At 54.3% G+C, this 14,501-nt stretch carries 14 protein-coding genes; 6 read left to right on the forward strand and 8 right to left on the reverse strand.

Annotation, left to right across the window (positions count from 1 at the left end):
• Positions 1-17 precede the first annotated feature (17 nt).
• The 3 genes from rsmG to mnmE form a co-directional block, all read right to left on the reverse strand.
• Positions 18-662 (reverse strand): 16S rRNA (guanine(527)-N(7))-methyltransferase RsmG, encoded by a 645-nt coding sequence (rsmG, locus tag C7476_RS09470; protein ID WP_114429690.1) that lies wholly within the window; start codon positions 660-662, stop codon positions 18-20.
• Positions 659-2,524 (reverse strand): tRNA uridine-5-carboxymethylaminomethyl(34) synthesis enzyme MnmG, encoded by a 1,866-nt coding sequence (gene mnmG / locus C7476_RS09475; protein WP_114429691.1) that lies wholly within the window; start codon positions 2,522-2,524, stop codon positions 659-661. The genes rsmG and mnmG overlap by 4 nt, the downstream gene beginning before the upstream one ends.
• Before the next feature lie 147 nt (positions 2,525-2,671).
• Complete coding sequence (mnmE, locus tag C7476_RS09480) at positions 2,672-4,006, reverse strand: tRNA uridine-5-carboxymethylaminomethyl(34) synthesis GTPase MnmE (protein WP_114429692.1); 1,335 nt, start codon at positions 4,004-4,006, stop codon at positions 2,672-2,674.
• A 73-nt stretch (positions 4,007-4,079) separates the two neighbouring features.
• On the opposite strand from mnmE, the gene C7476_RS09485 reads away from it, so the two are divergent.
• The gene (locus C7476_RS09485; protein WP_114429693.1) at positions 4,080-6,086 is read left to right on the forward strand and encodes a thioredoxin domain-containing protein; all 2,007 of its coding nucleotides are present in this window, start codon (positions 4,080-4,082) and stop codon (positions 6,084-6,086) included.
• 3 nt (positions 6,087-6,089) lie between these two features.
• Here the strand turns inward: C7476_RS09485 and rho are convergent, their stop codons facing one another.
• The 3 genes from rho to hemE form a co-directional block, all read right to left on the reverse strand.
• The gene (gene rho / locus C7476_RS09490) at positions 6,090-7,355 is read right to left on the reverse strand and encodes a transcription termination factor Rho (RefSeq protein WP_114429694.1); all 1,266 of its coding nucleotides are present in this window, start codon (positions 7,353-7,355) and stop codon (positions 6,090-6,092) included.
• Between the two features lie 197 nt (positions 7,356-7,552).
• Complete coding sequence (hemJ, locus tag C7476_RS09495) at positions 7,553-8,092, reverse strand: protoporphyrinogen oxidase HemJ (protein WP_114429695.1); 540 nt, start codon at positions 8,090-8,092, stop codon at positions 7,553-7,555.
• A 22-nt stretch (positions 8,093-8,114) separates the two neighbouring features.
• Complete coding sequence (gene hemE, locus C7476_RS09500; protein ID WP_114429894.1) at positions 8,115-9,146, reverse strand: uroporphyrinogen decarboxylase; 1,032 nt, start codon at positions 9,144-9,146, stop codon at positions 8,115-8,117.
• Positions 9,147-9,511: 365 nt separating this feature from the next.
• Between hemE and C7476_RS09505 the strand changes: the two genes are divergently transcribed.
• From C7476_RS09505 to dnaQ, 5 genes are all read left to right on the forward strand, one after another.
• Entirely contained in the window at positions 9,512-10,381 is an 870-nt protein-coding gene (locus C7476_RS09505; protein ID WP_425373961.1) for a pyruvate, water dikinase regulatory protein, read from the forward strand.
• Between the two features lie 28 nt (positions 10,382-10,409).
• Entirely contained in the window at positions 10,410-11,003 is a 594-nt protein-coding gene (locus C7476_RS09510) for a Maf-like protein (protein WP_114429696.1), read from the forward strand.
• Positions 10,996-11,853 (forward strand): shikimate dehydrogenase, encoded by an 858-nt coding sequence (locus C7476_RS09515; RefSeq protein ID WP_114429697.1) that lies wholly within the window; start codon positions 10,996-10,998, stop codon positions 11,851-11,853. Before C7476_RS09510 ends, C7476_RS09515 begins: the two co-directional genes overlap by 8 nt.
• The gene (coaE, locus tag C7476_RS09520) at positions 11,850-12,431 is read left to right on the forward strand and encodes a dephospho-CoA kinase (RefSeq protein ID WP_114429698.1); all 582 of its coding nucleotides are present in this window, start codon (positions 11,850-11,852) and stop codon (positions 12,429-12,431) included. Before C7476_RS09515 ends, coaE begins: the two co-directional genes overlap by 4 nt.
• A 70-nt stretch (positions 12,432-12,501) precedes the next feature.
• On the forward strand, positions 12,502-13,212 hold the full coding sequence (dnaQ, locus tag C7476_RS09525) for a DNA polymerase III subunit epsilon (RefSeq protein ID WP_114429699.1): 711 nt from the start codon (positions 12,502-12,504) through the stop codon (positions 13,210-13,212).
• A gap of 52 nt (positions 13,213-13,264) precedes the next feature.
• Here dnaQ and secB read toward each other — a convergent pair whose 3' ends face one another.
• Together secB and C7476_RS09535 are read right to left on the reverse strand one after the other, a co-directional pair.
• Positions 13,265-13,771, reverse strand: coding sequence for a protein-export chaperone SecB (secB, locus tag C7476_RS09530; protein ID WP_114429700.1), 507 nt, complete (start codon positions 13,769-13,771; stop codon positions 13,265-13,267).
• Positions 13,772-13,900: 129 nt separating this feature from the next.
• A complete protein-coding gene (locus tag C7476_RS09535; protein ID WP_114429701.1) occupies positions 13,901-14,383 on the reverse strand; it encodes an FxsA family protein in 483 nt (160 codons plus the stop codon).
• Between the last annotated feature and the right edge of the window lie 118 nt (positions 14,384-14,501).

Consider the following 14,501-nt stretch of genomic DNA (forward strand, 5'->3'; position numbering starts at 1 on the left):
TCAGGCGGATGCAAATTCTATTGGTTCGTGTCTTTCCGTCGCAAATTGCTGACATGTAGCACGACAGAATCTTTGTCGACGGCACTTTCACGTTCTACCAGATCAAATGACCACGCGTCACGGGTTTCCTCGATTTCCCTGCGGTAATCCCGTCCTTTTTGAAAAAGCGCTACAGCATCCTGCCTCAACCAGGGCTCGGCAAGCGTGAACAAACCGCTCAAAGGGGCGAGAGCGCGGGCGGTTATAACGTCTGGGGTAGCTATTTTGGCCCACGCAGCATCGATTCGCATAGCGTGGATGGTTCCGGGGGCGGAGAACCGGCCAATCGCTGTGCGCAAAAAAGCGGCTTTCTTACCATTGCTTTCGACCATATCTATACTGGCTCCCGGCCGTTGCTTAAGAAGAATTGCCAGTACAATACCAGGAAACCCGCCACCGGAACCAAGATCCAGCCACTTTAGGGCATATGGCGCCATATCGAAAAGTTGAGCGCTGTCCACGATATGCCGTTCCCATAGCTGATCGAGTGTTGAGGGCGATGCCAGATTGATAGCCGCGGACCACTTGCGGAAGAGTTCTTCAAAGTCATATAGATTATCCACTGTTTCACGTGAAACAATGGATAATACTTCTTTCAGACGTTTTTCCCGGCTGGAACTCACGCCACTTCACACCTAGCAGTCCGGCGAATCTGCGTAATGATGAGAGCCAAGGCGGCAGGGGTCATGCCATCGATGCGCTGCGCTTCAGCAAGCGAACGCGGCTGCCGCTGCTTCAATTTTTGCTTAAGCTCATTCGACAGACCGGGTGTTTTGGAAAAATCAATCGATTGCGGAATCAATAGGGATTCTTCGCGCTCCATAGCCGCCACGTCGGCTTTCTGCCGGTCAAGATAGACGGCATACTGTGCTTCGATCGCCAGCGCATCGGCAACACGACCACTGATCTCGCCAAGCTCTGGCCAGATTTGCGTGAGACGCGCAAAGTCAATATCAGGGAACGCCAGCAGGTCGTAGGCCGAGCGGCGGATGCCATCCTGGTTCAAATGGAGATCCGCCCGCGCTGCCGCATTGGGAGTAATCGCCAAGCCCTTTGCGAGTTCGCGCGCTGCATCGAGATCACGCGTCCGGCCAGCAAAGCGTTCCTTGCGGGTCGCGCCAAGAATGCCAAGTCGTTCAGCCATTGGAGTCAAACGTTGATCAGCATTGTCCGCCCGAAGCGACAACCGGAATTCCGCCCGGGATGTAAACATCCGGTATGGTTCGCTTACGCCACGCGACGTGAGATCGTCGACCATGACACCAATGTATGCCTCCGTCCGTTGAATAATGACAGGCGCAGAACCGGCGGCGAGACGCGCAGCATTGAGACCGGCGAGCAAGCCTTGTGCCGCGGCTTCCTCATAGCCTGTGGTTCCGTTGATCTGGCCCGCCATGAACAGGCCCGAAATACGACGTGTTTGCAAACTGCGATCAAGTTCGCGGGGATCAATAAAATCATACTCGATGGCGTAGCCTGGCTGCAACATAACAGCATGTTCCAAACCTGGTATGGTCTTCAAGAGATCAAGCTGGACATCCTCCGGCAGCGAGGTCGAGATGCCGTTAGGATAAACGGTGTTGTCGTCAAGCCCTTCCGGCTCAAGAAATATCTGGTGTCCGTCCCGATCCCCAAACTTTACGATCTTATCCTCAACGGACGGACAGTAACGCGGACCGACACCCTCAATGGAGCCGGAATACATGGCTGATCGATGCAAGTTCGCTCGAATGATCGCATGTGTTTCCGGCGTCGTTCGGGTGATTCCACAATCAATCTGCAGGTTCCGGATCGAATCCGTCATCAGCGAAAAGGGAAAGGGATCCGCATCGGCGGATTGCATGTCCAGGTTCTGCCAATCGATCGAACGTCCGTCGAGCCGTGGCGGCGTGCCAGTCTTCAATCGTCCGAGCGCAAACTCATGCTTTGCCAAGGTGTCTGAGAGGCCAAGGGCAGGAGCTTCGCCGATACGTCCCGCCGGGATCTGCTTTTCCCCAATATGGATGAGACCGCGCAGAAATGTTCCCGTCGTCAAAACCGCTGACGTGCAGGATAGCACGCGCCCATCCATCAATTGGACTCCAATAACCCTGCCATTTTCAATAGCGAGATCACTGGCCCCGCCCTCAACCACAGTTAAGTTGGCCTGCTCGGCAATTGCCTGTTGCATGGCTACGCGATAGAGCTTGCGATCCGCCTGGGTGCGTGGCCCGCGCACGGCAGGACCCTTTCGCCTATTCAGCAAGCGAAACTGGATACCCGCGGCGTCGGCTACACGGCCCATCAGTCCATCAAGTGCATCGATCTCGCGGACGAGGTGACCCTTGCCCAATCCCCCGATCGCCGGATTGCATGACATAACTCCGATCGTGTCAGCACGATGGGTGATTAGCGCCGTCCTGGCGCCAAAGCGCGCGGAAGCTGCTGCTGCCTCACAGCCGGCGTGACCACCACCAATAATGATGACATCAAAAGCTTTTTCCACGTGCCAGAACTTTCTGAGATTTGAATCGTGCCTTGATGGGCAAAACCGCGCCGAGAGTCAAGTATGGGCTGATGGACCATGTTTCACGTGAAACAATGGGCGCTGGCTGCGCGTTGCAATCCCCGACGAACAAGTGTTTCACGTGAATCATTTGCCGATGCAGAACTGCGCAAAAACAACATCCAAGATATCTTCGACATCCACATCCCCGGTTATCCTGCCCAACGAATGCGAGGCGCGACGTAAATATTCGGCCCGAACTTCCAGAGGCGCCGCTTCGTCGTAAACCGCGGCCGTGACCTCGCGAATGGTTTCCGCCAAGAGTTCCATATGCCGGCGACGCGTGGGCAACGGGTCAGAGAGATTACCCGCAGCAAGCCCTGCCCGTTTGCTAAGCGTCTCCAACAGATCATCCAGTCCTTCCCCGGTTCGGGTGGAGATAACCAGATCATATTTGGCAGCAGCCGAAGGCGCCGCAAGATCGGATTTCGTGCCAAGACGGAGCGTTACGCTATCTGCAACATCGTCCAGCGCAGGCGCAACCGGGTTCGATAGATCGGTTAGTGTAATTACCAAATCCGCTGCGGAGGCCTGTTCTCGAGCGCGGTTGATACCTATTCTCTCGACCTTTCCCTCGGTCTCGCGCAAGCCAGCCGTATCGGTAACCAGCACTGGAAGGCCATTCAGATCGAGTTTTATCTCGATCAGATCCCGCGTTGTACCCGGCTCGTCCGATACAATAGCAACGTCACGACCCGCCAGCGCATTGAGAAGGCTGGATTTGCCGGCATTTGGTGCCCCGACGATAACCACGCGAATACCGTCACGGACCATCGCACCACGTTTCCCGTCTGCAACATGCTTGCCCATGCGGTCGGCCAAATCACGCATCGACTGCCAGACCTGATCGGAGACCGATCCTGGGACATCCGATTCGTCGGCAAAATCAAGCTCGGCTTCGATCAAAGCGCGCGCGCGTATCAGTTCTGTGCGCCAGGAGGCATAAAGAGTTGCTTGAGCTCCAGAAGAGATCTGGAGCGCGAGCCTGCGTTGGCCGTCGGTCTCCGCCGCTATCAAGTCGGCGAGGCCCTCAGCCACCGTCAGATCGAATTTGCCATTAGCAAAAGCGCGGCGGGTAAACTCTCCCGCCTCGGCCAACCGGCAGCCCTCAAATTTGTACAACGCAGTAATCATAGCGTCCACAACGGCCTTGCCCCCATGAAGGTGGAGCTCAGCGCAATCTTCGCCGGTAAAGCTCGCCGGCGCTGGAAAGAACAGCACCAGTCCACGATCGATAGGACTATTCTCCGAATCCCTGAAAAATCGCAAGGCAGCAATCCTCGGCTCGGGAAGACCGCCAGATATTGTTTCGATAACGAATCGAGTCTGCGGTCCGGAGATGCGCATAACGCCCACGCCGGAGGGGAGCCTACCGCTGGAGAGGGCGAAAATCGTATCGCCAAAAACATGGTTCTGTTTCATTTCGTTCAATCCACGCCTACACTAGGCCTTGATAGACTGTCGCGTTTCATTCGAAAAGGGTATTGCAGTTTCGATGTTTGATAAAGCCAATCTGCTCGGCCACGAATCCAGCCCTTACCTGCGCCAGCATGCGACAAACCCTGTCCACTGGCGGCCATGGGGCAAGCATGCATTGGACGAGGCCCGCGAAACCGGCAAGCCCATCCTTCTATCCGTTGGCTACGCCGCCTGCCATTGGTGCCATGTCATGGCGCATGAGTGTTTTGAAGACGTTGAAGTCGCAGCACTGATGAACGATCTCTACATCAACGTGAAAGTGGATCGCGAAGAACGGCCTGACATCGACCAGATATATATGGCGGCGCTCGGCGCAATGGGCCAACAAGGCGGCTGGCCGCTGACGATGTTCCTCACGCCAGGGGCGGAGCCCTTCTGGGGCGGGACGTATTTTCCCAAGCATTCCAAGTACGGCAGGCCGGGCTTTCTTGACGTGCTCCGTTCGATCAGCTCAGCCTGGCATAAGGATCGAATGCGCGTCGAGCAAAATGTTCGCCTAGTTACCCAGCACGTCAGCGGGCGGCTTAATGCCCAAGCAGATTCCACTCCGATCAATAAAGGTCTGTTCGATCGGTTTGCCGCAGATGTTTACAGCATGATCGACCTAGCTAAGGGAGGCCTATCTGGTGCCCCCAAGTTTCCAAATGCTCCCTTCATGGATACCTTGTGGCTATCCTGGCTCCAAAATGGCGAGATTGCCCATCGGGATGCATTTCTGACCAGCCTGAAAACAATGCTTCAGGGTGGGATTTACGATCATCTGGGCGGCGGATTATCGCGCTATTCGGTCGATGACAATTGGCTGGTGCCGCACTTCGAAAAGATGCTCTACGACAATGCGCAGCTCATCCGCCACGCCACATACGCATATGCCCAGACCCAAGATGAATTGTTCCGTATCCGAATCGAAGAAACGGTCGGGTGGCTGCGGCGCGAAATGCTGGTCGACGGACGTTTTGCTTCGAGTCTCGACGCTGACAGCGAAGGGGAGGAGGGTCGCTTCTACGTCTGGGAGGCTGCCCAAATCCCTGATGAACCAGAATTCCAGACTTTCCGCCAAGTCTATGATGTGCACGAGGAGGGGAACTGGGAGGAGAAGACGATCCTCAATCGCCTGCACGCTCTCGACAGTCTCGATCCCGACGTTGAACGACAACTGGCCGGCGCAAGGCAGAGGCTCTTTTCAATACGGGAGAACCGTGTGCGCCCCGGACGGGATGATAAAGCACTAACCGATTGGAACGGTCTGATGATCCGCGCGCTCGCAGAAGCTGCACGCGCATTCGATCGGCCGGATTGGTTGCAACTAGGCGCTACAGCTTATCGTTCCATATCCGAATCGACTGTGGATGGGCGGCTTCCACATTCGGTTCTCGGTGAGTCGCGACTGTTTCCAGGGCTATCATCGGACTATGCCTCGATGATCAACGCGGCTCTATCGCTCTATGAGGCGACGCAGGAAAAGCCATATATCAAGGATGCGCAGCATTGGCTGACAATGCTGAACAAATGGCACAAGACCGAGGACGGTAACTATGCCCTTAGCGCTTCTGACAGCGCGGATGTCATCATTCGCGTGCGCGGCGATCAGGATGAGGCAATACCCAGCGCGACCAGCCAGGTCATCGAAGCAATGACGCGCTTGGCGACGATAACCGGAGATGAGAAACTTCAGCAAAATGCGGAACGTTGTGTTGAGAACGCGCTGGGCCGGGTGATCCAACAGCGTTACGGACAGGCTGGGGTTTTCAACAGCGCCAGCCTTCTTCTTGAGCCGTTGAAACTGGTTATCGTTGCGCCGGAGATAGACCATCCCCTTATGAAACTGGCGGCTCACACACCTGACCCGCGCCGTACCGATATATGGATTCAGTTTCGCAAAGGCGAAAAGATGGAACTCGTTCCGGGCACCGGCGAGGTTACAATAAACAAACCCGCAGCTTATTTGTGCCGCGGGTTCGTCTGTCTTGCACCAGTGGAGACGACCGAAGAGCTTCAAGCACTGCTTCGGCCAAATCCTTAAACGTTACGTATTCATCGAATCGAAGAATTCACCATTGGTCTTGGTCTGCTTGAGCTTGTCGATAAGGAACTCGATCGCATCTGTCGTGCCCATGGGAGCGAGAATACGGCGCAGAACGAAAATCTTCTGCAAATCCTGACGCGGCACGAGAAGGTCTTCCTTACGCGTACCGGATTTCAGAATATCCATGGACGGGAAGATGCGCTTGTCGGCGACCTTGCGGTCGAGCACGATTTCGGAGTTGCCGGTACCCTTGAACTCTTCGAAGATGACTTCATCCATACGGCTGCCCGTATCGATCAGCGCTGTCGCGATAATTGTCAGCGAACCGCCTTCTTCGATATTACGCGCGGCACCAAAGAAACGCTTCGGCCTCTGCAGGGCATTGGCATCGACACCACCGGTCAATACCTTACCGGATGACGGCACCACGGTATTGTAGGCGCGGCCAAGCCGGGTAATGGAATCGAGCAGAATAACAACATCGCGGCCATGTTCGACAAGACGCTTTGCCTTCTCGATAACCATCTCCGCGACCTGTACGTGGCGTGACGCGGGCTCATCGAAAGTAGACGACACGACTTCGCCCTTTACCGAGCGCTGCATGTCGGTCACTTCTTCCGGACGTTCGTCGATCAGAAGGACGATAAGATAGCATTCCGGATGATTGGCAGTGATAGAATGCGCAATATTCTGCAAGAGTACGGTTTTACCCGTACGGGGCGGGGCAACAATCAGTCCGCGCTGGCCTTTGCCAAGTGGCGCGACCAGATCGATGACGCGAGCGGAAAGATCCTTGGTGGTCGGATTCTCCAGTTCCATCTTGAAGCGCTCGTTTGGATAGAGCGGCGTCAGATTGTCAAAATGAATCTTGTGGCGAATTTTTTCAGGATCTTCGAAATTGACGGTATTAACCTTGAGTAGAGCAAAATAGCGCTCACCTTCCTTCGGTCCGCGTATAGGGCCTTCCACGGTATCGCCTGTCTTCAGCGAAAAACGCCGGATCTGCGAGGGTGAAATATAGATATCATCGGGGCCCGGTAGATAATTGGCATTGGCGGAGCGCATAAAGCCGAAGCCATCTTGCAAAATCTCGACTACGCCTTCGCCGATGATTTCTACCTCCTGCGAGGCTAATTTTTTCAGTATCGCAAACATCAACTCCTGTTTGCGCATGACGCTGGCGTTTTCAACCTCGAGCGATTCGGCAAAGGCGAGGAGGTCAACCGCGGTCTTGTTCTTGAGTTCTTGTAGTTTCATTTCCTGCATGTGTGCGGAACTCTTAATTCTATTGGTGTGAAATGGGAAAGGGAAATGACGATGCCTGAATGCAGTGCCACTAAAAATGGCCGAAGATTGCTGTGGCGGTATTTCCGGAGAGGAGGCCCTTGTCTAGCCAATCGTGGCCATAAGGGCAAGAGATTTCATCAGTGGTATTGATCACTGACTAAAATTTTTATTATCGATCAAAATGGCTTTATGATGACCATGATCACGATAATGACCATTAGCACGGTCGGTACCTCGTTCATCATACGCCAGAAGCGAACCGTCTTCACGTTTCGGTCCTCTGCAAATAGCCGTACCGCCTTGGAAAAATACCCATGCACGCCCGAAAGAATGAGAACACATAGAAACTTGGCGTGAAACCAGCCATCCATGTAAGCGGCCGATTGCCAGGCAAGCCACAGCCCCGCGAGCCAGGTCACACCCATGGCGGGATCGATGATCGCCTTCAACAGGCGATTTTCCATCACCTTGAAGGTTTCGGATTGAACGGAACCTGGTTCGGCGGTGCAGTGATAAACAAACAATCGTGGCAAGTAGAGCATCCCGGCCATCCACGAGATAACGGCTATGACATGGATCGCTTTAACCCATGGATAGGCGCCGCCGGGATATAGGAAAACCAGCGTGATGACACAAAACGCCACAGCCGCAGCGATCAACCGCGGCAGAACTGGAATTTTCTTCGATTCCGTATTGGTCAATTTGATATCACTCATACTGCTTGCCTACTGTTGAGAATCAGGTCCGGATCGTGGCCTGACGTACGCGGTTCACCATCTGCTCGACATGGGACACCGGCGCATCCGGTGTAATGCCATGACCCAGATTGAAGATCAGTGGTCCCTGACCCAACGCATCCAGAATAGCATCGATGCCATCGTCCAGAGCCCGACCACCGGCAACGACCCGCAAGGGATCGAGATTGCCCTGAACTGCCCCACCACCCTGCAATGACGAGGCCATCGAAAGCGGCACTGACCAATCCAGTCCGAGTGCGGTGACACCGGTACGTTCCCGATAGTTCACATAAAGCGCACCCGCACCTTTGGGGAAACCGATGATCGGGACATCTGGATGAACTTCGCGAACCTTTTTAACGATTGCCGCAACTGGCGCCACGCAAAACTGCTCGAAGCAGGCTTCATCGAGAACACCAGACCAGGAATCGAAAATCTGCACCGCATCGGCACCCGCATCTATCTGACGGATGAGGTATTCAGCGGATACATCAGCGAGCTCGTCCAACAGCTTTTGAAATGCTTCCGGGTTGCGATAGGCAAAAAGCCGGGCGGGAGCCTGATCCGGCGTCCCATGCCCGGCGATCATATAGGTCGCCACCGTCCAAGGCGCCCCACAGAAGCCGAGCAAAGTTGTCTCGGTAGGGAGTTGCTGCCGTAACAGTCGCACGGTCTCGTAGACCGGCTCCAGGCGATCGGCCGCGCCTTTCGATTCCAGCCAGAATATCCCGTCCTTGTCGATCGGAGTCATCAGGGGGCCACGTCCTTCCTCAAAGCGAAGATCGCGTCCGAGCGCGTGCGGGACAACCAGAATATCAGAAAACAGGATTGCCGCATCGAAACCAAAACGGCGAATAGGCTGCATGGTTACTTCGACAGCCAGGTCCGGCGAATAGCACAGGTCGAGAAAGCTGCCTGCGTTCTTTCGCACTTCTCGATATTCGGGAAGATAGCGCCCCGCTTGGCGCATCATCCAGATTGGTGGAGGAAAGACAGTCTCGCCTCCAAGGACTTTCATCACTTTGCGAACCATCATTGGTCACTCCCAGTCTATCTTACAAAAAAGAAATTCAGATCTAATTGGATTTTCTGATTCTTAGAGTCTGTTTGTAATGGGAATTACCACATTGCCAGAATATTCCCACAACGAACAATTCCGGGTTCCAATCCAGAATAACTGCAGCAAAGTTTCCTAGGGCATTGGTAAAAATCGATATAAGTCAATTATATCAATCATTTAACTTAGCATCAATTGTGGATAATCCTGTGAAAACCATGGGAAAACAGGCGAAAAGTCGCAATAGTCCACAGAATTGTAAAACGATCGGAAAGAGTTCCCACAGGCAGGCTCGCTGTGGATGACTTGCCAATAATTCACATGGCTGCCATCAGTTGTGGATGCGCTGGCACTTTGTCCCCAGTCATCAACAAGACGTGGAATTTTCTGTGACGAAACCGATAAACTACTTTCATCTTCACATGATCTCTGATGCGACGGGAGAGACTCTCATCGCAGCCGGTCGTGCCGCCGCGGCACAATATGCCCATGCGCGGGCGATTGAGCATGTCTATCCGTTGATAAGGACCGAAAAGCAGATCAAAAGAGTCCTGGAGGGTATCGATGCCGAACCGGGTATCGTCCTTTACACGATCGTCGATCAGCGCCTCGCCGCCATGATCGACGACACCTGCGCGTCAATCGGTGTTCCCTGTGTCTCCGTTCTCGAGCCGGTCCTCACGCTGTTCCAATCCTATCTGGGTGCTCCGGCGGGGCGGCGCGTCGGCGCCCAGCACGTTCTCAATGCAGAATACTTCCAGCGGATTGACGCGCTCAATTTCACAATGGAGCACGATGATGGCCAGCTCCCGCCGGATATCGAGGAAGCGGACGTCATTCTGATCGGTATTTCGCGCACGTCGAAAACCCCAACCAGCATCTACCTCGCCAATCGCGGTATCAAGACCGTCAATGTTCCCATCGTTATCGGGGTGCCGATACCCGACGTTCTTGTGAAATCCGAACGGCCCCTGATTGTCGGATTGGTCGCATCAGCAGAGCGCATTTCACAGGTACGTCAGCACCGGGTGCTTGGCGCAGCACTCAGCTTCGATGCCGATCACTACCTCGATCGCGCTAATATTATCGAAGAACTGACCTATGCACGGCAGATTTGTCATCGGCACAATTGGCCGATGATCGATGTTTCTCGCCGTTCGATCGAAGAAACCGCGGCAGCCGTTCTTGCCCTGCGTTCGCAGGGGCGGTAACGCATCGCTGTTCAAGAGAGAACCTAACATGGATATCATTCTCGCCTCCAAGAGCCCGTTCCGTGCCACATTGTTGAAAAACGCTGGTATTGCGTTCACTGTTCAGTCGGCTGACATCGACGAACGTGCTGTGGAGGCGCCATTGTATGATAGCGGCGCAACGCCAGAAGATATCGCTCAGATTCTGGCAGAGGCAAAAGCTCTTGATGTGAGTGAGCGCAACCCATCCGCACTGGTCATCGGTTCCGATCAAACCCTTTCCCTGGGCGATGAGATCCTGCACAAGGCGGAAGACATGGATGCTGCTCGCCGGCAATTGCTGAAACTGTCTGGAAAAACGCATCATCTCAACAGCGCGGTCGTTGTCGCCAAGGATGGCCAGACATTGTGGCGGCACGTGTCGATCGCACGCATGACTTTGCGCGATCTCGATCCGGGTTTCATTGGTAGATACCTGTCGCGCGCTGGAACTATCGCTTTGCAAAGTGTTGGCGCTTACCAAATCGAGGGTGAAGGCGTTCAGTTGTTCGAAAAGGTTGATGGCGACTATTTCACCATAGTGGGTTTACCGCTTTTACCATTGCTCGCCGAGTTACGCCGTGAGGGCGCGATAGATGGCTGATCATCCAAAGGCGTTTGTTACGGGATTCCCTATTCGCCACTCACGTTCGCCGTTGATCCACGGCTATTGGCTAAAGAAGTATGGCCTGGAAGGCACATATCAGGCCATCGAGATTGCACCGGAAGGCTTTACTGATTTTGTCCGGAGCCTGCAGAACAATGGTTATACCGGCGGCAACGTTACAATACCGCACAAGGAGATGGCATTTGCCTTGTGCAAAAAGCGCGACAGTGCCGCTGAAGATATAGGCGCTGTCAACACGCTGTGGTTTGAGGATGGGGAGTTGTGGGGTGGTAACACCGATGCCTACGGTTTCCTCGCCAATCTGGATGCAAAGGACCCGAGCTGGGACAATGGCGATAAGGCGTTGGTTATCGGCGCCGGTGGTGCCAGCCGTGCAGTCATTTATGCGCTGAAGCAGCGGGGCTTTAGTGAGATCCGCATCGTCAACCGCACGGTGGAACGAGCGCAAGCACTAAAGGATCGCTTCGGGCAAGGTATTACCGCGCACGAATGGCAGGCAATTCCCGAATTGCTGCAAGACGCAACATTTATTGTCAACACGACTTCACTGGGCATGGAAGGCAAGGATGATCTGACTATTGATCTATCGTTTGTCAATGCAAATGCCCTGCTGACCGACATTGTCTATGCTCCGCTGGAAACACCGCTGTTGAAAGCCGCACGCGCACATGGACTGAGAACGGTGGACGGGCTTGGCATGCTGTTGCACCAGGCCGTTCCCGGTTTCCAACATTGGTTTGGCATCACACCGGAAGTCACACCGGAACTGCGAGCACTCATTCTTGCCGATATGGACAGACCAACCCATGGCGGGCAATCCAGATGATTGTGCTCGGCCTGACGGGTTCCATTGGCATGGGCAAATCTACGTCTGCTCAGATGTTCATTGACGAAGGCATACCGGTGTACTCGGCAGACCAGACTGTGCATCGGCTTTATTCTGGTGCGGCCGCTCCATTGATCGAGGCGGCGTTCCCTGGAACGACCAAAAAAGGCAAGGTGGATCGCACGAAACTTTCTGCTGCGGTTATGGGAAAACCCGAGGCGCTGAAAAAGCTCGAGGCGATTGTCCATCCGCTGGTGCGGGCCGAGGAAAACAGATTTCGAGATGGCGCCCGCGCCAATGGTGCGAAACTGATTGTCGTCGATATTCCATTGCTCTTTGAAACGGGGGCTGAAGAGCGGGTTGACAAGATACTCGTCGTTACCGCACCTGAAGAAGTGCAGCGAAAGCGCGTTCTCGAACGTCCAGGCATGACGCCAGACAAACTGGATGCCATTCTGGCACGCCAGACTCCGGATGCTGAAAAGCGCGCCCGCGCCGATTTCATCATCGACACGCGCCATAATTTTGACGTTACACGAGATGAAATTCGCAGGATTATCAGTCTGCTGACAGTATAAAGGGGATACATTTCAGTCCCCACTTGCCCGCACTGGCCAGTTTGTGGAACTTGGGCAAAGGGGTGATTCCATGCGCGAAATCATATTTGACACAGAAACGACGGGTCTGGACCGGCTTGATGACCGGGTCATCGAGATCGGCGGCGTCGAACTGATCAATCGGTTCCCCACCGGACGGACATTCCATGTCTACATCAATCCCGAAGGCAAGATCATCCACCCTGATGCACTGGCCGTGCATGGTATCAGCAATGACAAGCTGGCCGACAAGCCGCTGTTCGCCGGGATTCTGCATGACTTTCTGGACTTCATAGATGGGGCCAAATTGATTGCCCACAATGCGACATTCGATATGGGTTTCATCAATGCGGAGCTCAACCGGCTCGGTCATCCGCCGATTCACAATGACCGCGTCGTGGATACGCTGGCGCTGGCGCGGCGAAAACATCCGATGGGGCCGAATTCGCTCGACGCTCTTTGCAGGCGTTATGGTATCGACAACAGCCACCGCACAATGCACGGCGCTCTGCTGGATTCGCAGCTCCTCGCTGAAGTCTATATCGAGCTGATCGGCGGCAAGCAGGCTGCGCTTGGCCTTACGATTGCCGAACAAGGAAACAACCAGAAGCCAGGTGATATTTCGGGAACAATTATCATTTCCCGCCGGCCAGTACCGCTCCAACCGCGTCTAACCGAGACCGAAAAAATGGCCCACGCGCACCTGGTCGAAAAGATTGGCGACAAAGCCATCTGGAACGAACGTATAGCATTTGCTGTTTGAACGAAAAACCCGGGCGAAAACCCGGGTTTTAAACTTCCATAAAAAGTCTGGCTTAGCTGACTTGCGCCTTGGCCTGCTCTTCGGCCATGCGCTGCTGGAACATTTGCGCGAAATCGATCGGGTCGATCATCAGCGGCGGGAAACCGCCATTGCGTGTGGCTTCCGCAATGATCTGGCGCGCGAACGGGAACAGCAGGCGCGGGCATTCGATAAACAGCAGCGGCAAAAGGTGTTCCTGCGGGAAACCGACAAGCCTGAACACACCGCCATAGACGAGTTCCGCGTTGAAAAGCACATCCTTGCCTTCGCTCGCCTTTGCCGACAGCGTGAGAACGACATCAAAATCGTTTTCGGCGATCGGATTGGCGTTGACGTTGACATTGATGCTGATGCCGGGTGCATTTTCGCGCGGACGCAGCGACAACGGAGCGCCGGGGCTTTCAAAGGAAAGGTCCTTTACATACTGCGCCAAGATATTCAGCGTCTGCTGCTGAGCGGAACCGTTGCCAGTTGTCGCTTCGTTGCCGTTCTCGGCCTTTTCATCAGGCTTTTGAGCCATTGTCTGGAAACCTTCTTCTGTTACGTCCGCTTTGCACGGTTATCGAATGAATGCAGGGGTCGCTAGCATGTGTGCCTCAACGAGGCAAGGCTCTCGCACTAGTCTCATAGTTCAATGGCAGGCGGATTCCTATGGTTTCGGGTTCCAGGGCGAGTCCGGATCCGGCTTGCTGGAGTAGTCTTCCGGATCGAGCTCGATAACCCGGTCCTTGTTGCGCGATGTGTCGGGACGTCCGCGACGACGCGCACCAGAATCGGCGACGACCACACGATCACTGATGCAACGCCAGCCAAAGTCACGAACGGCGGGGATGAATAGCAGCAGGCCTATGATATCGGTAATGAACCCGGGTATGATCAGCAGGAACGCCGCGAAAACCAGCATGACACCGTGAACCAGTTCGCGTTTTGGTGTACGGCCAGCGGCCGTTTCTTCGCGAATTTTCTGGATAAGGCCGAGGCCTTGAAAGCGCAACAGGAATACGCCGACAAAAATCGACAGGATTATCAGACCGAGCGTCGCCAAAACACCGATCTCGCTGCCGACTACAATGAAACCGGCGATTTCAAGAAATGGCAAAGCCAGAACGAAAAGGGGCACAAGAGATCGCAAACTAATTTACCTTTCAAAGGACATATCCGGATATTATCCATAGCCGGTGTCAATTTCATGCCTATATAGGATAGCGTGAAGAGTATTTGTATGATTGCAGTTGGCAATCTATATGTTT

This window comes from Phyllobacterium bourgognense (assembly GCF_003337575.1).
GTDB classification, from domain to species: domain Bacteria; phylum Pseudomonadota; class Alphaproteobacteria; order Rhizobiales; family Rhizobiaceae; genus Phyllobacterium; species Phyllobacterium bourgognense.

Bases quoted from the DNA above. Each gene is read 5' to 3' on its own strand.
- mnmE (WP_114429692.1), bottom strand. From the start codon at position 4,006: ATGAAACAGAACCATGTTTTTGGCGATACGATTTTCGCCCTCTCCAGC.
- C7476_RS09485 (WP_114429693.1), top strand. From the start codon at position 4,080: ATGTTTGATAAAGCCAATCTGCTCGGCCACGAATCCAGCCCTTACCTG.
- rho (WP_114429694.1), bottom strand. From the start codon at position 7,355: ATGCAGGAAATGAAACTACAAGAACTCAAGAACAAGACCGCGGTTGAC.
- hemJ (WP_114429695.1), bottom strand. From the start codon at position 8,092: ATGAGTGATATCAAATTGACCAATACGGAATCGAAGAAAATTCCAGTT.
- hemE (WP_114429894.1), bottom strand. From the start codon at position 9,146: ATGGTTCGCAAAGTGATGAAAGTCCTTGGAGGCGAGACTGTCTTTCCT.
- C7476_RS09505 (WP_425373961.1), top strand. From the start codon at position 9,512: ATGCGCTGGCACTTTGTCCCCAGTCATCAACAAGACGTGGAATTTTCT.
- C7476_RS09510 (WP_114429696.1), top strand. From the start codon at position 10,410: ATGGATATCATTCTCGCCTCCAAGAGCCCGTTCCGTGCCACATTGTTG.
- C7476_RS09515 (WP_114429697.1), top strand. From the start codon at position 10,996: ATGGCTGATCATCCAAAGGCGTTTGTTACGGGATTCCCTATTCGCCAC.
- coaE (WP_114429698.1), top strand. From the start codon at position 11,850: ATGATTGTGCTCGGCCTGACGGGTTCCATTGGCATGGGCAAATCTACG.
- dnaQ (WP_114429699.1), top strand. From the start codon at position 12,502: ATGCGCGAAATCATATTTGACACAGAAACGACGGGTCTGGACCGGCTT.
- secB (WP_114429700.1), bottom strand. From the start codon at position 13,771: ATGGCTCAAAAGCCTGATGAAAAGGCCGAGAACGGCAACGAAGCGACA.